22 protein-coding genes are annotated in these 19,412 nt (G+C 66.4%); 12 read left to right on the top strand and 10 right to left on the bottom strand.

The window, feature by feature from the left end; all coding sequences use genetic code 11:
* Positions 1-9 precede the first annotated feature (9 nt).
* From trpD to lepB, 4 genes are all read left to right on the top strand, one after another.
* Positions 10-1,038: an anthranilate phosphoribosyltransferase gene (trpD, locus tag ACW17V_RS09485; RefSeq protein ID WP_492108568.1), complete on the top strand. Its 1,029-nt coding sequence runs from the start codon at positions 10-12 to the stop codon at positions 1,036-1,038.
* Positions 1,035-1,823, top strand: coding sequence for an indole-3-glycerol phosphate synthase TrpC (gene trpC / locus ACW17V_RS09480; protein WP_492108567.1), 789 nt, complete (start codon positions 1,035-1,037; stop codon positions 1,821-1,823). The genes trpD and trpC overlap by 4 nt, the downstream gene beginning before the upstream one ends.
* 109 nt (positions 1,824-1,932) lie before the next feature.
* Positions 1,933-2,499, top strand: coding sequence for a lysophospholipid acyltransferase family protein (locus tag ACW17V_RS09475; RefSeq protein ID WP_492108566.1), 567 nt, complete (start codon positions 1,933-1,935; stop codon positions 2,497-2,499).
* Between the two features lie 69 nt (positions 2,500-2,568).
* Positions 2,569-3,372: a signal peptidase I gene (gene lepB, locus ACW17V_RS09470; protein ID WP_492108565.1), complete on the top strand. Its 804-nt coding sequence runs from the start codon at positions 2,569-2,571 to the stop codon at positions 3,370-3,372.
* A gap of 35 nt (positions 3,373-3,407) precedes the next feature.
* Here lepB and ACW17V_RS09465 read toward each other — a convergent pair whose 3' ends face one another.
* A complete protein-coding gene (locus tag ACW17V_RS09465) occupies positions 3,408-3,659 on the bottom strand; it encodes a hypothetical protein (RefSeq protein ID WP_492108564.1) in 252 nt (83 codons plus the stop codon).
* Between the two features lie 144 nt (positions 3,660-3,803).
* Here ACW17V_RS09465 and lexA point away from each other — a divergent pair, with 144 nt between their 5' ends.
* The gene (gene lexA / locus ACW17V_RS09460) at positions 3,804-4,514 is read left to right on the top strand and encodes a transcriptional repressor LexA (protein ID WP_492108775.1); all 711 of its coding nucleotides are present in this window, start codon (positions 3,804-3,806) and stop codon (positions 4,512-4,514) included.
* A 496-nt stretch (positions 4,515-5,010) separates the two neighbouring features.
* Here the strand turns inward: lexA and mfd are convergent, their stop codons facing one another.
* Genes mfd through ACW17V_RS09445 form a run of 3 tightly spaced genes read right to left on the bottom strand, consistent with a single transcriptional unit; the run spans position 5,011 to position 9,538 of the window.
* Positions 5,011-8,475: a transcription-repair coupling factor gene (mfd, locus tag ACW17V_RS09455; protein WP_492108563.1), complete on the bottom strand. Its 3,465-nt coding sequence runs from the start codon at positions 8,473-8,475 to the stop codon at positions 5,011-5,013.
* 9 nt (positions 8,476-8,484) lie between these two features.
* Positions 8,485-8,778 carry an FAD assembly factor SdhE gene (locus tag ACW17V_RS09450; protein ID WP_419255576.1) on the bottom strand — a complete coding sequence of 98 codons (294 nt, stop codon included), beginning with the start codon at positions 8,776-8,778 and terminating at the stop codon, positions 8,485-8,487.
* 43 nt (positions 8,779-8,821) lie between these two features.
* Positions 8,822-9,538 (bottom strand): class I SAM-dependent methyltransferase, encoded by a 717-nt coding sequence (locus tag ACW17V_RS09445; RefSeq protein WP_492108562.1) that lies wholly within the window; start codon positions 9,536-9,538, stop codon positions 8,822-8,824.
* Between the two features lie 142 nt (positions 9,539-9,680).
* Between ACW17V_RS09445 and ACW17V_RS09440 the strand changes: the two genes are divergently transcribed.
* Positions 9,681-11,507, top strand: a complete 1,827-nt coding sequence (locus ACW17V_RS09440) for a DEAD/DEAH box helicase (RefSeq protein ID WP_492108561.1) — start codon at positions 9,681-9,683, stop codon at positions 11,505-11,507.
* Between the two features lie 129 nt (positions 11,508-11,636).
* Positions 11,637-11,894: a hypothetical protein gene (locus ACW17V_RS09435; protein WP_492108560.1), complete on the top strand. Its 258-nt coding sequence runs from the start codon at positions 11,637-11,639 to the stop codon at positions 11,892-11,894.
* 25 nt (positions 11,895-11,919) lie between these two features.
* Here ACW17V_RS09435 and ACW17V_RS09430 read toward each other — a convergent pair whose 3' ends face one another.
* The gene (locus ACW17V_RS09430) at positions 11,920-13,332 is read right to left on the bottom strand and encodes a coniferyl aldehyde dehydrogenase (RefSeq protein ID WP_492108559.1); all 1,413 of its coding nucleotides are present in this window, start codon (positions 13,330-13,332) and stop codon (positions 11,920-11,922) included.
* Between ACW17V_RS09430 and ACW17V_RS09425 the strand changes: the two genes are divergently transcribed.
* The 3 genes from ACW17V_RS09425 (at position 13,222) to ACW17V_RS09415 (ending at position 15,563) form a co-directional block, all read left to right on the top strand.
* Complete coding sequence (locus ACW17V_RS09425) at positions 13,222-13,476, top strand: hypothetical protein (protein WP_492108857.1); 255 nt, start codon at positions 13,222-13,224, stop codon at positions 13,474-13,476. The two genes, ACW17V_RS09430 and ACW17V_RS09425, sit on opposite strands and share 111 nt — an antisense overlap.
* Positions 13,477-13,562: 86 nt before the next feature.
* Complete coding sequence (locus tag ACW17V_RS09420) at positions 13,563-14,624, top strand: GGDEF domain-containing protein (RefSeq protein ID WP_492108558.1); 1,062 nt, start codon at positions 13,563-13,565, stop codon at positions 14,622-14,624.
* 135 nt (positions 14,625-14,759) lie between these two features.
* Positions 14,760-15,563: an enoyl-CoA hydratase/isomerase gene (locus tag ACW17V_RS09415; protein ID WP_492108557.1), complete on the top strand. Its 804-nt coding sequence runs from the start codon at positions 14,760-14,762 to the stop codon at positions 15,561-15,563.
* Here ACW17V_RS09415 and ACW17V_RS09410 read toward each other — a convergent pair.
* Complete coding sequence (locus ACW17V_RS09410) at positions 15,560-15,955, bottom strand: DUF6165 family protein (RefSeq protein ID WP_492108556.1); 396 nt, start codon at positions 15,953-15,955, stop codon at positions 15,560-15,562. The genes ACW17V_RS09415 and ACW17V_RS09410 overlap by 4 nt on opposite strands.
* Before the next feature lie 18 nt (positions 15,956-15,973).
* Positions 15,974-16,942 carry a glycosyltransferase family 9 protein gene (locus ACW17V_RS09405; RefSeq protein ID WP_492108555.1) on the bottom strand — a complete coding sequence of 323 codons (969 nt, stop codon included), beginning with the start codon at positions 16,940-16,942 and terminating at the stop codon, positions 15,974-15,976.
* Between the two features lie 98 nt (positions 16,943-17,040).
* Between ACW17V_RS09405 and ACW17V_RS09400 the strand changes: the two genes are divergently transcribed.
* Positions 17,041-17,601 (top strand): TetR/AcrR family transcriptional regulator, encoded by a 561-nt coding sequence (locus ACW17V_RS09400; RefSeq protein WP_492108554.1) that lies wholly within the window; start codon positions 17,041-17,043, stop codon positions 17,599-17,601.
* A gap of 14 nt (positions 17,602-17,615) precedes the next feature.
* Positions 17,616-18,407, top strand: a complete 792-nt coding sequence (locus ACW17V_RS09395; RefSeq protein ID WP_492108553.1) for a lysophospholipid acyltransferase family protein — start codon at positions 17,616-17,618, stop codon at positions 18,405-18,407.
* Here ACW17V_RS09395 and ACW17V_RS09390 read toward each other — a convergent pair.
* Genes ACW17V_RS09390 through ACW17V_RS09380 form a run of 3 tightly spaced genes read right to left on the bottom strand, consistent with a single transcriptional unit; the run spans position 18,404 to position 19,408 of the window.
* Positions 18,404-18,628, bottom strand: a complete 225-nt coding sequence (locus tag ACW17V_RS09390) for a hypothetical protein (RefSeq protein ID WP_492108552.1) — start codon at positions 18,626-18,628, stop codon at positions 18,404-18,406. The genes ACW17V_RS09395 and ACW17V_RS09390 overlap by 4 nt on opposite strands.
* 1 nt (position 18,629) lies before the next feature.
* On the bottom strand, positions 18,630-19,037 hold the full coding sequence (locus tag ACW17V_RS09385) for a HesB/IscA family protein (protein ID WP_492108551.1): 408 nt from the start codon (positions 19,035-19,037) through the stop codon (positions 18,630-18,632).
* Positions 19,038-19,051: 14 nt separating this feature from the next.
* Positions 19,052-19,408 carry an SUF system Fe-S cluster assembly protein gene (locus ACW17V_RS09380; protein ID WP_062146525.1) on the bottom strand — a complete coding sequence of 119 codons (357 nt, stop codon included), beginning with the start codon at positions 19,406-19,408 and terminating at the stop codon, positions 19,052-19,054.
* Positions 19,409-19,412 lie beyond the last annotated feature (4 nt).

The raw sequence follows: 19,412 nt of genomic DNA, 5'->3' as shown, positions 1-19,412 counted from the left end.
GCCGAGCGCATGTCCGACACCTTCAAGCCGCTGCTGGCCAAGCTGGCCGACGGCCAGAACCTTTCCGAGGATGACGCCGAGGTCTTCTTCAGCGCCTGCCTGCGCGGCGAGCCGACCCCGGCCCAGGTCGGCGCGGCGGTCACCGCCATGCGCCTGCGCGGCGAGACGGTGGGCGAGATCGCCGCCTGCGCCCGCGCCATGCGTCGCGCCGCCGTCATGCTGGACCATCCCTATGACGTCATCGACGTCTGCGGCACCGGCGGCGACGGCCTGCACACGCTGAACATCTCCACCGCCGTCGGCTTCGTGGCGGCGGGCGGCGGGCTGAAGGTCGCCAAGCACGGCAACCGGGCCGTGACCTCGAAATCCGGCACCGCCGACGTCCTGGCCGCCCTGGGCGTCAATATCGACGCCAGCCGCCAGCAACAGCGCAAAGCACTGGACGATGCGGGGATCTGCTTCCTGTTCGCCCAGAGCCATCACGGAGCGATGAAGCACGTCGCGCCCATCCGCCAACAGCTGGGCTTTCGCACGATCTTCAACCTGCTAGGCCCGCTGACCAATCCGGCCGGCGCCCGGCGCCAGGTGGTGGGCGTCTCGGCCCCGCGCTTCGTCGAGCCCATCGCCCGGGCCCTGGGCGCCCTGGGCGCCGAGCGCGCCTGGTCGGTGCATGGCCAGGGCATGGATGAGCTGACCACCACCGGCGAGACCGAAGTCGCCGAATGGCGCGACGGCGTCGTGCGCTTCTTCACGATCACCCCGGAAGCCGTGGGCCTGCCCCGCGCGTCGCTGGCCGACCTGACCGGCGGCGAGCCCGATTTCAACGCCGCCGCCCTCACCCGCCTGTTGGACGGTGAAAAGGGCGCCTATCGCGACATCGTCCTGCTGAACGCCGCCGCCGCCTTCCTGGTCGCCGACAAGGTCGAGACCCTGGTCGAAGGCATCGAGGCCGCCGCGGCTTCCATCGACAGCGGCGCGGCCAGGGCGGCCCTGGCCGGTCTGGTCAAGGCCACCAACACCGAACTGGCAAGCGCATGACCGACATCCTGGCCAAGATCGCCGCCTACAAGCGCGACGAGGTCACCGATCGCAAGCGCCGCCGCACCCAGGCCGCGCTCGACAACGCCGCGCGCAACGCCTCGTCGCCGCGCGGCTTCAAGGCGGCGCTGAAGCACGGTCATGCTCCCGGCAGGCTGGCCCTGATCGCCGAGATCAAGAAGGCCTCGCCGTCCAAGGGCCTGATCCGCGCCGACTTTGATCCGCCGGCCCTGGCCCGCGCCTACGAGACCGGCGGCGCGTCCTGCCTGTCGGTGCTCACCGACGGGCCCAGCTTCCAGGGCGCCGATCCCTATCTGATCGACGCCCGCGCCGCCGTCAGCCTGCCCTGCATCCGCAAGGACTTCCTGGTCGATCCCTGGCAGGTCTCGGAAAGCCGCGCCCTGGGCGCCGACGCCATCCTGGTCATCCTGGCCATGATCGACGACGTCCTGGCCGCCGAACTGATGAGCGAAGCCGAGCGCCTGGGCATGGACGCTCTGGTCGAGGTGCACGACGAGGCCGAAATGGCTCGCGCCGGCGAGCTGGGCGCGACCCTGGTAGGCATCAACAACCGCGACCTCAAGAGCTTCATCGTTGATCTGGCCGTCACCGAGCGTCTGGCCGCCCAGGCGCCCAGGGACGCCCTGCTGGTCACCGAGAGCGGCCTCTTCACCCACGACGATGTCGTGCGGATGGAAGCGGCCGGCGCCACGGCGATGCTGGTCGGCGAAAGCCTGATGCGCCAGGCCAATGTCGCCGAAGCCACCCGCGTCCTGCTGGGCTGACACCACACCGGGTAAGGCCGGTCTGGCGTTTTGACGCCGCCCCGCCCAAAGTCTCTTCACTGAAAACCGGCCCGCCAAAGCGGCCGGAGCCACTCCGGGAGGATCTCGAATGCACTGGATCGCCCGGGTCGTGAACTGGTCGCTGGTCGCCTTCTTCAAGCACGAAGGCTGGACCATCGAGGGCGCCGCCCCGACGACGACCCGCAAGTTCGTGATCATCGCCGCGCCCCATACCAGCAACTGGGACTTCGTCTATTTCCTGGGCGCGGCCGACGCCCTGAACCTCAAGCTCAGCTTCATGGGCAAGATCTCGCTGTTCCGCTGGCCGTTTGCGCGCCTGATGCGGGATCTGGGCGGCGTGCCGGTCGACAGGTCGCGCTCGGGCGACACCGTTCAGGCCATGGCCGACGAATTCGCGCGCCGGGACGAGTTCATGCTGACGATCGCGCCGGAGGGCACGCGCGGCAAGGCTGCGCAGTGGAAGACCGGCTTCTACAACATCGCCCTCAAGGCCGGCGTGCTGATCGTGCCGGCCAAGATGGACTACAGGCGCAAGGTCGTGGCCCTGGGCCAGGCGATCATGCCCTCGGGCGACTATGACAGGGACATGGCGCCCCTGACCGCCTTCTATCGTGACTGCACCCCCAGGCATCCAGAACGGGCGACCGCGCTCTAGGACGCCCCGCCACGATTTGGCCAAGCTCCGCCGTGCATTCTGAGACCGATCTCAGCCACAGGGGTGATCATGGACTCGCGGCGCAACACGACCTTCCTGGCCGAGGCCCTCGACTGGGCGCGCTTCGTCGCCCTGACCGTGGTCATCCTGCTGGTGCCGCGCACGGTGCTAGCCCAGCCCTTCATGATCCCGTCCGGCTCGATGGAGCCCACCCTCGAGGTCGGCGACCGGATTCTGGTCGCCAAATACGCCTATGGCTGGAGCCGCCACTCCATCCCGTTCAGCCCCCCTGTCGGTCATGGCCGGCTCCTCGGCCACGCCCCCGAGCGCGGCGACATCGTGGTGTTCAAGAAGCCTGGTGATGGCCGCACCGACATCATCAAGCGCCTGATCGGCCTGCCTGGCGATCAAATCCAGATGCGCGGCGGCGTCGTCCTGATCAACGGCAAACCGGTCAGCCAGGAGCCGCTGGGGGTGCGGGTAACGAACGATCACGGCTATCCAGTGGTGTTCGAAGAGGTCGCCGAGACCCTGCCGAACGGGCGAACCTATATCACCCACGCCGAGGGGCCGCGCACGGCGGCGGCCAATACGGGCGTCTATGTCGTACCGGCCGGCTGCTATTTCATGATGGGCGACAATCGCGACAACTCTGTCGACAGCCGCTTCGATCCCGGTCCGATCCGCCAGGGCGACGCCGCCTGCGCCTGGAACAGGGACCTGGATCGCCACCTGCCGCCTGGAACCGGCATGGGCTTTGTGCCGGCCGAAAATCTGGTCGGTCGCGCAGAGCGCGTGCTGTTTTCCTGGGACGCCAGCAAGGGACCGCGCTGGGGCCGCACTTTCAAAAGCCTGATCGCGCCGGTTGCCTGATCCGAATCACGAGGACGATTCGGGGTCTTCCGGCCTCAACCCGCCGCGGCGGCCGCCGTTCTGAGCGGTTCGACATTGGTCGGCGGCGCAATCTTGCGGCCCATGGTCCAGTTGGACTGCACGCGAACCTTGGGATTGGGCGCCGACCAGATCTCGCCCGTGCCGTCGATGGCGACGACCCAGATCAGGTGATGTTCCTGACCGTAGTCGATGACCGCAAAGGCAAATCCGGTTCCCTTGCCCTCGACCGACACCGGCATGGTCGGATTCAACTGCTGGAAGCTCATGGCTGACGCCCCTGTGAAAATCGTCAGCCACCAACGAATGTCGAGCCGTTCGCGTTCCTCGGTCGTCAACTTGACATTAAGGAAGAACGCCTAGAGAACATTCGCAAGGTTTGCGGTTTGTTCCGCGTCTTCGTCGAGGTCGAGATGCTCACGCGCAAGCAGCACGAGCTGCTGATGTTCATCCACGAACGCATCAAGGAGAGCGGCGTATCGCCGTCGTTCGACGAGATGAAAGAGGCTTTGGACCTCGCATCGAAGTCGGGCATCCACCGTCTGATCACGGCGCTGGAAGAGCGCGGCTTCATTCGCCGCCTGGCCCACCGCGCTCGGGCGCTGGAAGTGGTCAAGCTGCCGCAACAGGCGACGACCGCCTCGCCGCCCAAGGGGCGCGGGACGTTCAAGCCGCAGGTGGTCGAAGGCGGTGGCGGTGCGACCCCATCGAGCAGCGGCGCCATGTCGGCGCCGGCCAATGACAGCCGCGAGCTGCCGATCCTGGGCAAGATCGCCGCCGGCACGCCCATCGACGCCATCCAGCACGAACGCGACCGCCTGCCGGTGCCGGAAAGCATGCTGGGCGGCGGCGAGCACTATGTGCTCGAGGTGCAGGGCGACTCGATGATCGAGGCCGGCATCCTCGACGGCGACTATGTGATCATCAAGAAGGGCGACACCGCCACCTCCGGCGAGATCGTCGTGGCGCTGGTTGGCGAAGAAGCCACGCTGAAGCGCCTGCGCAAGAAGGGCGGCTCGATCGCCCTGGAAGCGGCCAACCCGAAGTACGAGACGCGGATCTTTGGTCCGGATCAGGTCGAGGTGCAGGGCAAGTTGGTGGGGCTGATCCGGCGGTACCACTAGGCGCTGGGTAAGTGCGGGAGATTTCAGGCCGTCCCGGCAATGCCGGGGCGGCCTTTTTCGTTGATATGATTTGCAATCCACTTGCTCGACCCTGGCGAGCTTTTCGTGCTTCACTCCCCTTTAGAAAAAGGGGAAGCAAAATGCGCTACCACGTGGACTTTCAACACCTTTCACGCGGCTCAATACGCCCTACGGACGACGGTGAAATTATTGGCATCGACACTGATGACAAAGGCTTCACAATGCTCCCGAGCGTCGGGGACTACATACAAATCGCCAACGATACTTCTCGCTCGAGCTTCGACGGCCGCGTTAAGACTCGTCTATTCCGCTATACTAGAACGTCGGATGAGATTTGGTGTAGCGTAAACATCGTTGTTGAAGAGCTCAGCGATGACGCTGAAATTTGGGGAACTTTGATCAAGGAGTGAAATCTTACACTTTCGAAGAAGCCCCTTCGCCAACTGCGACGGAGGGGCTTCTTCGAAAGTACGCCCTACTCCTTGGCGATCCGCGCCAGGTGCCCCAGAATCTTCTCCGCGGCATCCAGCCGCTGCGCCGGGGTGTCCCACTCGCCCTTGATCACCACCTTCTGGTCGGGGCGCACCTTCCAGACCAGGCTGTTCTTGGCGACGTACTGCATCAGCCCCAGAGGGTTGGCGTAGGTGTCGTTTCGGAAGCTGGCCACCGCGCCCTTGGGCCCGACGTCGATCTTGGCGACATTGGCTTCACGGCAGAGGCCCTTGATCGCGACGACCTTCAGCAGGCTGTCGGTCTCGGGCGGCAGCGGGCCGAAGCGGTCGATCAGTTCGGCGGCCAGGGCTTCGCGGTCGGCGGACTTCTCGGCTTCCGACAGACGGCGATACAGCGACAGGCGCACATTGAGGTCCGGGACATATTCGTCGGGGATCATCACGGCCGCGCCGGTGTTGATCTGCGGCGACCAGCCGCGATCCTCCAGCAGCGCCTCGGCGCCCTGGCGCTGGCGCAGCTCGGCGACGGCGTCTTCCAGCATCTGCTGGTACAGCTCGACGCCGATCTCCTTGATATGACCGCTCTGCTCGTCGCCCAGCAGGTTGCCGCCGCCGCGCTGGTCCAGGTCGTGGCTGGCCAGCTGGAAGCCGGCCCCCAGGCTGTCCAGGGACTGCAGCACCTGCAGGCGCTTTTCGGCCGACAGCGTGATGGTCTTCTCGTTGGGCGTGGTCAGATAGGCATAGGCGCGGGCCTTGGAGCGGCCGACCCGGCCGCGGATCTGATAGAGCTGGGCCAGGCCGAACATGTCGGCGCGGTGGACGATCAGGGTGTTGGCCGACGGGATGTCGAGCCCGCTCTCGACGATCGTGGTCGCCAGCAGCACGTCGTACTGGCCCTCATAGAAGGCCGTCATCACGTCTTCCAGCTGGGTCGGGGCCATCTGGCCGTGACCGACCACATATTTGACCTCGGGCACCTGGGTGCGGAGGAACTTTTCGATCTCCTCCAGGTCCTTGATGCGCGGCACGACGTAATAGGCTTGGCCGCCGCGATACTTCTCGCGCAGCAGGGCCTCGCGCAGGGTCACCGGGTCGAACGGGCTGATATAGGTGCGCACCGCCAGGCGATCGACCGGAGGGGTGGCGATGATCGACATCTCCCGAATGCCCGACAGCGCCATCTGCAGGGTGCGCGGGATCGGCGTCGCGGTCAGGGTCAGCATGTGCACGTCGGCGCGAAGCTCTTTCAGCTTCTCCTTGTGCTTGACCCCGAAGTGCTGCTCCTCATCGACGATGACGAGACCCAGGTCCTTGAACGAGACCTGCTTGCTGAGCACCGCATGGGTGCCGACCACGATCTCCAGCTGACCATTGGCCAGGCCCTCGCGGGTCTCGGCGGCTTCCTTGCCGGTGACCAGGCGCGACAGGCGCGTGACCTTGACCGGCCAGCCCTGGAAGCGGTCCTTGAAGGTCTTGTAGTGCTGGCGGGCCAGCAGGGTCGTCGGGCAGACGATGGCCACCTGCTTGCCGCTCATCGCCACCACGAACGCGGCGCGGAGAGCGACTTCCGTCTTGCCGAAGCCGACGTCGCCGCAGATCAGGCGATCCATCGGCTTGCCGGAGCCCAGATCACTGAGCACGTCAGCGATGGCCGACAGCTGGTCGTCGGTCTCCTCGTACGGGAAGCGGGCGCAGAACTCGTCGAACACGCCATGGGGCGGGTCGGTCTCCTCGACGGACTTCAGCTGGCGCGCCGCGCAGATCTGAATCAGGCCCTCGGCCATGACCCTCAGGCGTTCCTTGGCCTTGGACTTGCGGCTCTGCCAGGCGGCGCCGCCCAGCTTGTCCAGCTGGACGTTCTCGCCGTCGGTCCCGTAGCGGGTCAGCAGGTCGATGTTCTCGACCGGCAGATAGAGCTTGCTGTCACCGGCATACAGCAGGTCCAGGCAGTCGTGCGGCGCGCCCTGGACGTCGAGGGTCTTCAAGCCCTCATAGCGGCCGATGCCGTGGTCGATGTGGACGACCAGATCGCCCTGGGTCAGGGCCGAAGCCTCGGCCAGGAAGTTGGCGGCGCGGCGCTTCTTGCGCGGCCGGGCTAGGCGGTCGCCCAGGATGTCGGTCTCGGAAATGACCGCCAGGTTCTCGGTCTCGAAGCCGTGATCCAGCGGAAGGACCACGCGCTGCGGGGTCTTGGGATCGTTGGCCTTGGCGGCCTGCCAGTAGCCGGCATAGGGGATCTTCTTCAGGCCGTGATCGGCCAGCATCATGCCCAGGCGCTCGGACGAGCCTTCCGACCACGACGCGAACAGCACGCGCTTGCCCTCGGCCGCCAGCTTGCTGGCATGGGCGGCTGTGGCCTCGAACAGATTGACGCTGTCCTGGGCCCGCTCGGCGGCGAAGACGCGGCCCAGCTTGGCGCCCATGTCGATGACGTCCAGCCCTTGAGGCTGGAACGGCGTGAACTGGCGGTGCGGACGATCGCTGAGCGCCTCTTCCCACTCCTGGGTGGTCAGATAGAGCGCGCTCGGCTCCAGCGGACGATAGGCCGACTTGCGGTCGGCGCTGGCCCGGGCCTGATAGGCGTCCTCAATCATCGACAGGCGCTCGTCGCGCGCTTCGGAGGCCTGGTGGTCGACGCCGATCAGCGACCCGGCAGGCAGATAGTCGAACAGGGTCGCCATCCGCTCGTAGAACAGCGGCAGCCAGTGTTCGAGACCGGCGCGACGGCCCCCTTCGCTGACGGTGTTGTAGAGCGCGTCGTCGCCCGGCGCGCCGAACTTGGCGACATAGCCGCGGCGGAACCGCGAGATGCCGTCGGCGTCCAGCAGGGCCTCGCTGACCGGCAGGAGATCGATCTCCTTCAGCTGCTTGGTCGAGCGCTGGGTCTCGGGATCGAAGGCGCGGATGCTTTCCAGCGTGTCGCCGAACAGGTCCAGGCGCACCGGCTCCTCGGCGGCCGAGGGATAGACGTCGATGACGCCGCCCCGGATCGCGAACTCGCCCTTCTCGGAAACGGTGGAGGCGCGGACATAGCCGTTGACCGCGAAATAGCGCTCCAGGTCCTTGATATCGACGCTGTTTCCGACCTTGGCCGAATAGCTAGCGCGCATCAGCACGCTCTTGTCGGGCACGCGCTGCAGCAGCGCCGGCGCGGCGATCACCAGGATGGCGGGCTTGGCCGAGCCCAGCCCCCGGGCCAGACGCGACAGGGTCGCCATGCGCTGGGCCGCGACGCCGGCCGAGGGGCCGACGCGGTCATAGGGCAGACAGTCCCACGACGGAAAGATCACCACCTCGATCTCGGGGGCGAAGAACTTCAGGGCGTCGGCGAAGGCGTTGGCCCGGGCCGTGTCGCGGGCCACGAAGGCGGTCAGGCCGCCGCGCGCACGCGCGATGTCGCCCATCACCAGGGCGTCGAAGCCCTCGGGCGCGCCGGCCAGGGTCAGGCCGCCGGCGGCCTTGGCGATCTGCTTGGCGTCGTAGGCCATGAAACTCTCTTAAGCGCCGTCGCCGATCGGGCGGACCGCATGGGCCTCGAATCGGAACTCGCGGATCATCGCCAGTACGTCCGTCTCGAACTCAGCGGGCGTGGCTTCCTGCCCGACGATCCAGGCGTAGATCTCGCGATCCGGATTTTCCAGAAGCGCTTCGAGCGTATCCAGCTGCTGCGGGGTCAGCTTGTGACCATGGTTGTCCGCGAACGGCCCCAGAATGAGGTCCGCTTCCCGAAAGCCGCGATGCCAGGCGCGGAAACGAAGCCGCCGAAGGCGGGAGTCTTGATCTATGGTCATGTGCCTGGCGGATATAGAGCGCCCCAAGGGCCGGCGCCAGCACTCAGGACGGTTTGCGCCATTCCATGACCACGTACCAAGGCGCGCGATTGTAGCGGTCGGCCTTGGCTGGGTCGCCGCCCGTCGCGGCGGGCTCATCGAAATGCGTGAGGATAAGGCCTGAGGTCAAAAAACAGCGCATGTAGTCGCTGAGCGGCCTGTGCCAGTTGCGGATGGAGATCCCGCGCCAGCTTTCCCAGGTGCTCCTCGTCTCCAGATAGCGGTCCATCGCAAAATGGCTCAGGCGTCCCAGCCAATCGCGCTGCCAGCCGCCATTGACGGCGGCGGTCTTGAAGCTGGCCAGATTGGCGACCAGCAACGTCCCGCCCGGCTTAAGCACCCGCGCCATCTCGGCTATGGCGGCCTGGGCGTCCTCGATATCGATCAGACTCAGATAGCTGACCACCAGATCGAAGCTGGCCTCGCCGAACTCCAGCGTTTCCGCGCGTCCCTCGACATAGAGGCCATCCGGGTCACGCGCTCGCGCTGCGTCGAGCAGCTCAACAGTCGGATCCAGACCCACCGTCTCGAAACCTTGCCCCCGCAGGATCCTGCAGAATCGCCCTTCCCCGCATCCGACATCTAGGGCTGTTCCCCGACCCAGCCCGGACAGACGCTCGGCCATGACTCTGTCGAGCACATGCTGACGGCCGAAGTCACCGTTCTCGCCCATGTCGGCGATCCAAGCTTTTGCGGAGCTCTTCCAGCCGCTTTCGTCCATCTTGGTCTCGCCCCCTCGACCGCTTGCCATCATTGACTTTGCCTCCGTTCAGCCTATTTATCCCCAGCTTCGGAGCAGGTCAGGCGAATCCGCGCCGCCCGTTCGCCCAAACACGGGCGGCTCTGAATTCAGCCAGATTGATATGACAGAATTTTCCGAACTCGGGCTGTCGCCCACGACCCTTCAAGCGGTCGCAGACACCGGCTACACAACCGCCACCCCCATCCAGGCCGCCGCCATTCCGGTCGCTCTCGCCGGGCAGGACGTTCTGGGCATCGCCCAGACCGGCACCGGCAAGACCGCCGCCTTCACCCTTCCGCTGATCGACAAGCTGATGACGGGCCGCGCCAAGGCCCGCATGCCACGCGCCCTGGTCATCGCCCCCACCCGAGAGCTGGCCGACCAGGTCGCCTCCAGCTTCGAAAAGTACGCCAAGGGCACCAAGCTCTCGTGGGCGCTGCTGATCGGTGGCGTCTCGTTCGGCGACCAGGAAAAGAAGCTGGATCGCGGCGTCGACGTGCTGATCGCCACCCCCGGCCGCCTGCTCGACCATTTCGAGCGCGGCAAGCTGCTGATGACCGGCGTGCAGTTCCTGGTCGTCGACGAAGCCGACCGCATGCTGGACATGGGCTTCATCCCGGACATCGAGCGCATCTTCAAGATGACGCCGCCCAAGAAGCAGACCCTGTTCTTCTCGGCGACCATGCCGCCGGAAATCACCCGCCTGACCAAGCAGTTCCTCAAGGATCCCGTGCGGATTGAGGCGGCGCGCCCGGCGACGACCAACGAGAACATCACCCAGCTGCTGGTCAAGGTGCCCTCCTCCGATCCCAAGGCCAAGCGCCTGGCGCTGCGCGCGCTGATCGAGAAGGCCCAGATCGAGACCGGCATCGTGTTCTGCAATCGCAAGACCGAGGTCGACGTGGTGGCCAAGTCGCTGCGCTCGCACGGCTTTGACGCCGCCGCGATCCACGGCGACCTCGACCAGAGCCAGCGCATGAAGACCCTGGCGGCCTTCCGCGACGGCTCGCTGAAGATCCTGGTGGCCTCCGACGTCGCCGCGCGCGGCCTGGATATCCCGGCCGTCAGCCACGTCTTCAACTATGACGTCCCGCACCATGCTGACGACTATGTGCACCGTATCGGTCGCACGGGCCGCGCCGGTCGCTCGGGCATCACCTACATGCTGGTCACCCCGGCCGACGACAAGGGCTTCGACAAGGTCGTCAAGCTGATCGGCTCGACCCCGAACGAAGAAAAGCTCGACCTCGACTACTCGCAGGCCGTCACCGTCCATCGCGACGGCGACAAGAAGCGCGGCGGTCGTGGCGCACCGCCCAGCCGTGATCGTGGCGGTGAGCGCGAGCCGGGCGAACGCTCGGCCCGTGGCGGCCGTGGCGCTCGCACCCGCGACGCCGAGGCCGCTCCGGTCGACGCCGCGACGCCCGTCGACGGCGTGGTTGAAGCGACGCCCGCCGCCCCCGTGGAAGCTCGCCCCGCCCGTACCCGTGGCGAGCGCAAGCCGCGCGAACGGGGCCCGCGCGCCGATCGTCCCGAACGCGCCGCTGAACCGGACGTCGTCGAGGACGTCGCCCCCGTTCAGGTCGAATCCGACATTGAAGTTGAAGCCGAAGCACGCCCGGCGCGGGAACGCGGCCGTGATCGCGGTCGCGGCCGTGATCGTGACCGTTCGGAACGCGGCCCGCGTCCTGAGCGCGTCGAGGCCGCAGCTCCGGTCGAGGCTGAAGAAGCCCCCGCTCCACGCGAACGCGGTCACGACCGAGCTCGCCCCGAGCGCGCCGCCGCTCCCGAACGCGAAGCGCGTCCAGCCTCGCCCGTGCGCGGCGTTCAGCCGGTGCGCGGCCGCGAAGATGATGACGACCGCCGCGTCGTAGGCTTTGGCTCCGACACCCCGGCCTTCCTGATGCGCGCTCCGCCGCGTCTGCCCAAGGTCTCGTCTGACGACTGATCGGGACGGCGACGCGCACGCGTCGCCATTCCTCTTGAATGAGCGTAGGATAACGGCGTTCTCGGCTCTGGCCGAGGCGCCGCCCGCGCGACGCCGTGGCCGATCCGAGCCCTCTCGGAGGTCCTTGGCATGCAAGCCGCAAACGACTCTGAAATCTCAGCCGACCTGCTGGCGCATGAGCGCACCTATCATGCGTTCAACATGCTGCTGCGCTGGTCGATGCTCGGCCTGGCGACGGGCCTCACCAGCCTGACACTCTGGTTCGCGACGCCGATCGGCTTCATCGGCGGCCTGATCGTCGGTATCATCGTTTGGGTCGCGGGCTATTACGGCCTTGTCCGCCACGAGGCGCGACAGCCGCTGGATCCCTGGGCGATGGGGCGCTGAGGCCTTCCACCGCCCAGGCTCCGGGTCAGCGCTTGATCTGGCCGGCCAGATACTTGCGGATGCCTTCGCCATAGGGCGGACGCAGGCCCAGCATCGGCGCGATGTCCTTCTTCAGCTGCTGGAAGACCGCCTTGCGGTGGCTGAATTCCAGGAAGCCGTCGTGGCCGTGATAGGCGCCCATGCCGGCCGGGCCGACGCCGCCGAACGGCAGCTCTTCCTGGGCCACGTGGAAGATCACATCATTGACCGTGACGCCCCCGCTGGTGGTGCGCTCCAGCACCCGATCCTTCTCGGCCTCATCGGTCCCGAACCAGTAAAGAGCCAGGGGGCGGTCATGGGCGTTGATATAGTCCACCGCCTCCTCGACGCGCTGATAGGTCTTCACCGGCAGCAGTGGGCCAAAGATCTCCTCTTGCATCACCGCCATGTCGTCGGTGGGATTGAGGATCAGGGTCGGGGCGATCTTGCGATGCGGCTGTTGTGACAGGTCCTCGCCGGCCGGATTGATCTCGACGATGGTCGCGCCCTTGGCCCGGGCGTCCTCGACATAGCCGGCGATGCGGTCGAAGTGGCGCTGAGCGACCACGGCGGTGTAGTCGGGATTGTCCTTCAGGGTCGGGAAATAGCGGCCGACGGCGGCCTTCGCCTCGGCCACGAAGCTGTCGACCTGGTCAGCGGGCGCGAAGACATAGTCGGGCGCCAGGCAGATCTGGCCGGCGTTCAGGGTCTTGCCGTTCATGATCCGGGCCGCAGCGGTGGCCATGTCGGCGCCGCGCGACAGGATGACCGGGCTCTTGCCGCCCAGCTCCAGCGTGACCGGCACCAGATTGTCGGCCGCGGCGCGCATCACGTGGCGGGCCACCGAGGTGGCGCCGGTAAAGACCAGATGGTCGAAGGCCAGGCCGGAGAAGGCCTGCCCCGCCTCGGCGCCGCCGACGAAGACCGCGATCTCTTCCTCGGTGAAAGCCTTGGCGAACATCGCCTTCATCAGATCCGACGTCGCCGGCGTGAATTCCGACGGCTTGATCATCGACCGATTGCCGGCGGCCAGTATCCCGGCCAGGGGCGCAAAGGTCAGATTGACGGGAAAGTTCCAGGGGCTGATCACCCCGACCACGCCCTTGGGCTGGTACTGGATCCCCGCCTTGGCCCCGAACAGGCCCAGGATCGCCGGCGTCGTCTTGCGCTTCTGCGGCTTCATCCACTTGGTGAGATTGTCGCGCGCGAACTTCAGCGGCCCGATGGAGCCCGCCACGTCGGTCAGGGAGGTCGCCTCCGGCGAACGAGACCCAAAATCGGTACTGACCGCTTTGGCGATCTCCGCCTGATGGCCGATCAAAAGGTCGATGCAGCGGTTGAGACGCTCGATGCGCTGCTCGGCCGTCCAGGGTCCATCGCGCAAATGCGCCGCTTTCTGGCGCTCAAGCACGAGATTCATCGCGGCTTTGTGGGTTTCGAGGGTCAAATTTGTCGGCGCATTCATGGATGTGATCCTCCCGGCGGCCCGCTGAGGGCTCATCTTATCAGTGTTCACAATGAAGGTCGAAAAACGCAAGCGCAAGAGAACCTTGTTCGCTCTTAACGCCTCGTTTGAACTCTCGGAGCTAAAGTGGACATCCAAGCGATCGGCATTCTCGCTACGGGAAAGCGCCGACGGGGGAAGAAAAGATGTCGGACGTCGAAACCACGCTGCGCGGCCCAGAGGCCTACAAGATCGCGAAACGCGCTCTGGAACTGATGGAACGCCATCAGGTTTGGCCAACCGCACTGAATTTCGAACTCTGGACCCACTATGTCGCCGACCCAGAGGGCGCGCTGGCGCGCGAACTCACCCGACTGATCTCCCTGGGCGAACCGATGACCGAAATGGTCAGCGAGGAACTCGCCGCGGCCTACCTCCCCAAGGCCAAGCTGAATGAACAGATCCGCGACGCCGGCGACCTGCTGAGCAAGGAACTGGAGTCGGTCTCCAAGGCCATCCAGAACGCCCAGAAGACCAACGCCGCGTTCGGCAAGCAGCTGGATGGTGTTTCGAAGGATCTCGATGGCAGCGCCGATGTCGGCGCCATCAAGACGGTCGTCACCAGCCTCGCCCAGGCCACCCGCCGTGTTCACAAGGAAAACCAGTCGCTGGAAGCGCGGCTGGCCGCTTCGACCGCCGAGGTCGATCGCCTGCGCGAGCATCTGGAACAGGTGCGCCGCGACGCCACCACCGACGGCCTGACCAATCTGGCCAACCGCAAGGCCTTCGACGAGGAGCTGGACCGCGCCTGCTCCGAGGGCGACGAGGCCGGAACCAGCCTGTGCCTCGCCGTGCTCGACATCGACCATTTCAAGGGCTTCAACGACACCTGGGGCCACCAGACGGGCGATCAGGTCATCCGTTATGTCGCGTCGGTTATCGGCCGCGTCGCCGCCATGCCGCGCTTCGCCGCTCGCTACGGCGGCGAAGAGTTTGCGATGATCTTCCCGCGCGAATCGTCGGCCGTCGTCGCCAGCTGCCTGGAAGAGATCCGCCTCGAGGTCTCCTCGCGCATGCTCAAGCGCCGCTCGACCAATGAGGACCTGGGGACCATCACCATTTCGTCGGGCTTTGCCGAACGTCAAAAGGCCGAGAGTGGCCACTCGCTGATGGAACGCGCCGACGCGGCCCTCTACGCTTCCAAGCGCGGCGGGCGCAACAAGGTCAGCTCCGCCGAGGGCAAGCCGGCTTCGGCCAACGCCGCCTAGGTTTCACGCCTTCCGACTCTCGAGCGCCGCCGTTTTCGCGAACGGCGGCGTTTTCGTGTGAAAAACCCTCTGGCCTTCCGCCGGGTTAGCGGCGCCTAGCTATATCCCAAGAGCGCCAAACCTTGGGAGGACGCCATGGACTATCAAAAAATTCGCCTGACCGCCGAGGACGGCGTCGCGACCATCACCCTGTCCGACCCGACCACGCTGAACGCCGCCAGCATGGATCTCGCGCGCGAGATCACCCATGCCCTGGCGGCGATCGCCCACGGCAAGGTCGTGGCGCGCGCGCTGATCATCACCGGCGAAGGCCGCGGCTTCTGCTCGGGCGCGAACCTCTCGGGCGGGGGTCCCGCGGCTCGCGAACTCGACGTGGACGGCAAGCCCGACGCCGGCTCGGCGCTGGAAAGCGTCTATAATCCGATGATGACCGCCCTGCGGGACTTCCCCTATCCGATCGTCACCGCCGTGAACGGCGCTGCGGCCGGCGTCGGCTGCTCGCTGGCGCTGATGGGCGACATGATCGTGGCCGGTGAAAGCGGCTATTTCCTGCAGGCCTTCCGCCGCATCGGCCTGGTGCCCGACGGCGGCTCGACCTATCTGCTGCCCCGGCTGGTCGGCAAGGCGCGGGCCATGGAAATGATGCTGCTGGGCGACAAGATCCCGGCCGCCAAGGCCTTCGAGTGGGGTCTGGTCAATCGCTGCGTGCCCGACGGCGAACTCATCGCCACCGCCACGACCATCGCCAGGGAACTCGCCAACGGCCCGGTGGCCCTGGGCGCGATCCGCAAGCTGGTCTGGGAAAGCCTCGACGCCGACTGGAACGGCCAGTTGCACGCCGAGCGCAAGGCCCAGAAGTTCGCAGGCAAGACCGAGGACTTCATCGAGGGCGTCAGCGCCTTCCTTCAGAAGCGCGCGGCGGCCTTCAAGGGGCGTTAGCCGGCCAGATAGGGCTTGTAGCTCTTTTCCTCGACGATATCGGAGCCAGCCGCCGCATTGATCGCCCGCTTGATCGCGGCGCGCTGGTCGTTCTCGATATAGACGCGGCGCGCCAGGGCCACGAAGTCGGGGCCAAAGTCCTGGCGACGCTCGCAGTCGCGCTTGCCGTCCTCGACGTCCCACAGGGCGGCGTTGACGGCCATCAGTTCGGCGGTCAGGCGCTCCATCTCGGCGCTGGGCGGGATGTGCGACAACGCGGTGGCTTCCAGCAGGGCCAGCTCCTTGCGGACATTGGCCTCCTTGGCCGGGTCGCCGATGCGCTGGGCCTTCACGCGCAGGATGGTGATCTTGTCGATCAGTTCGCCAGCCGAGATGGGCGCGAGGATAGGCATTCTAGGCGACTCCGGACATCAGGCGCGGCCCATCAATCTTGCGAGCGCGGCCTCGACCGCCTCACTGGGCAGGGCGGCCATGTCGTCTCCGTAGTCGCCCGCGACCAGCATCTCAAGCTTCGCGGCGGCCGGGCGGAATTTCACGGCCTTGCGGGCGTCCTTCTGCAGGGACAGCAGCGGCGCGCCGCCGGCGGCCAGCATGTGGCCGGGACCGGCGTCATTGGCCACGGCGGCGCTCAGGCGGCCGGCCAGGGCGATGACCAGCAACGGCCCTTTGACATGCGGATAGGCGTCGCGACGATCCAGCTCCGGATACCGCGCCGCCGGAACCTCGCGTCGCGTCGTGGCGGCGTCCTCGGCCTCATCAGGACCAAAGAAGAATACGGGCGTCGCGCCAACGGTCTCCAGATGACCGGCTAGAGCGATGTAACGCTCCAGTGGCCAGCGCTTGTCCTGCCCGCCGGCGCCGGGCGCCAGACCAACATAGGTTGGCCCATTGGGCAGCAGCGCCTTGGCGGCGTGCAGAGCGTCGGGATGTGCCAGCGTGATAGGCGTCGGCGCGCCCTGCCCGTCCGACGCCAGGGCCAGCAGCCTTGCCAGGCGATCCGTGACGGCCACCGGCCAGTCCCTGGTCCGCGCAAGCCGCGCCGCCGAGATGAAGGTCCCCGCCGCGCGACGCGCCACGGCGCTGCGGCGCAGGTTCTCCTGGGTGTCGATCACGAGGTCGAACTTTCGACCTCCGAACGGCCGTACCCACGGCAGGATGTCTGCCGGCTTCGCGCCGGTGGCGCCCTCGGTGATGATCTCGTCGACATAACCCTCGACCACGACCTTCAGCGGCCCGGCATAGACGGTCTCGCCCTTGGCCGCGCACCAGGTGATGCGGGCGTCCGGAAAGGCGGCGCGCAGACCAGCGATGAAGGGCAGCTTGATCAGCCCGTCACCGATCACCTCACCCATCGAATAGACCAGGATCGTTTTGACCATGGGCCGGATTAGGCCGGCGGACGGGGCCGGGTCAATGTTCACGAAAATGTATGTGAGTGTTCACTTGCATCCTTGAGGCGCCGGTGTAGCCTCCTCTCATGAGCGCCAAACCCCGTATCGAACGCGCCGCCCTTGCGGTCTTCGTCAGCGAAGGCGTCGATGCGGCCACCACCAAGGCCATCGCCGCCAGGGCCGGCGTTTCGGAGGGCGCGATCTACCGACACTGGAAGAGCAAGGACGAACTGGCCCTTGGCCTGTTCATGGCCACGCACCGGCGCCTGTCGGACCTGATCACCGCCAAGGCAGAGGCCAGCCGGGGCATCCACGCCAAGGCCGCCGCGCTGGTCTCGGCCTATTGCACGGTGGCCGATGAGGACTGGTTGCTGTTCTCGTTCCACCTGCTGCATCTGCACCACTTCCTGCCCTACTATCAGGAAGATGGCCGCGATCCGGTGACCCTGGTCGAGGACGTGATCAAGCGCGCCATGCTTGGAACCGAACTGCCGCCGGGCGACCCGCGCGTCATCGCCGCCATGGCCATCGGCGTGATCACCCAGACCGCCCAGAACAAGGCCTATGGCCGGCTTGGCGACGACGCCCTCTCCGCCCACGCTCCCCTGATGACCGCCGCCGTCCAGGCCGTGCTCGTCGCTCGCTGAAGGATCGCAACAACATGCGCAGTGCGCTGTTCAACGCCTACTACTGGGTCCTGTCGATCTTCTACGGCCTGTCGGCCGCCCTCTCCGCCCTGCTCCCGGGCCGCCGACCCATCGCCTTCGCCCTGCGGCTCTACAGCCGCCGGATGCTGTGGGCGCTGAGGACTTTCGCCGGCGTGAAGGTCGATCTGAAGGGCCAGGAGAACCTTCCCAAGGGCGCCTTCATCATCGCCGCCAAGCACCATAGCTGGGGCGACGGCTTCGTGATGTTCGCCAATGTCGAGAACCTCAGCTTCGTGACCGGCGACCATCTGGAACGCTTCCCGCTGGTCGGCGGCATCCTGAGAAAGCTCGGCGCCATCGTCGTCGACAGCTGCGGCGGGCCCGAGGCGCGCAAGGCCCTGTCCGAAAGCGCCGCCCAGGTCGCCGCCGAGGGGCGCCGCATCCTGATCTATCCCGAGGGCCATCTGGCCGCGCCCGGCGAGCGGTTCCGCTATCGCACCGGCGTCTACTACATGAGCCAGGATTTCAACCTGCCGGTCGTGCCGGTGGCGACCAATCTGGGCTGTTTCTGGAAGCAGCAGGAGAAGGCCAAGACGCCCGGTCAGGCGACGGTCGAATTCCTGCCCCCGATACCGCCGGGGCTGGGCAAGGACGCGTTCATGGCCCGCATGGAGCAGGTTATCGAGACCCGCACCAACGAACTGATCGCTCAGGCGACGGGGCAGCCTGTGAGGCCGTCGGTGCTGGTGGAATGGAACGGGCGCGACAACGTGGCGGCCGCCCCAGTCGAAGTCCCTGCGACCTAGGCCTCGACGTCGACCGGGCAATCCACCGGAATGGTAATGAAGGTCCGGTCGGCCTTGCGCTTGCGGAAATGCTCCGACGCGCAACCCACCGAGCAGAGAATACCGCGATCCGACCAATAGGCCGGGCCATGCTCGCGTATGCCGGCATGCGCCGTGAAACCCGGAGCGCCCCACGGCAAGCCGCATTCCAGACAAACCGCCTTGGGCGTCCGCGCCAGCATCCTAGTGCTCGGTCTCTATCGCGGGCTGGATCGTCACGCTCTCGCCGCAACCGCAGGCGTCGGTCTCGTTGGGATTGTTGAACACGAACTTCGACGACAGCTTGGTGGTCTCGTAGTCGATCGTCGTGCCGATCAGGAACAGCACCGCCTTGGGGTCGATCAGGATGGTGACGTCCTTGTCCTCGACCACCTCGTCCAGCGGGTTCTTTTCGGCGGCGTATTCGAAGACATATTCCGAACCGGCGCAGCCGCCGTTCTTCACGCCGACCCGCAGGCCGGCATAGGGCTGATCCGGCTCCTCAAGCGCTTTCCGGGCCATGATCTCCTTCACACGCGCGGCCGCGGCGTCGGTCAAGGTGACGACCTTGGGACGGGGGCGACGAACGCGGGGGGTGATGGCGGCTTCCATGGCGTTTGAACCGATCAGAACATGTTCAGTTGCAGCTTGGCCTCGTCGCTCATTCGCGACGGGTCCCAGGCCGGGTCGAAGACCAGGTCGACGGTGCACGACTTCAGACCCGGGATTTCCATCACCGCGTCCCTGACCCAGCCGGGCATTTCGCCGGCCACCGGGCAGCCCGGCGCGGTCAGGGTCATGTCGATGGCCACGTCCTTGTCGTCGCTGACGTCGACCTTGTAGATCAGGCCCAGCTCATAGATGTCGACCGGGATCTCCGGATCATAAACCGACTTCAGCTTCTCGATCAGCAGATCGGTCAGCTTGGCCAGCTCCTCCTTGGGAAGGGCTGAGGCGGTCTCGGGAACGGCGGCGTCGGTCATGAAG

The sequence above is a fragment of the Caulobacter sp. FV2ye17ST genome (genome assembly GCF_058680955.1).
Note: the sequence above shows the minus strand (reverse complement) of the source record. Positions and strands in the feature narration are given on the sequence as shown.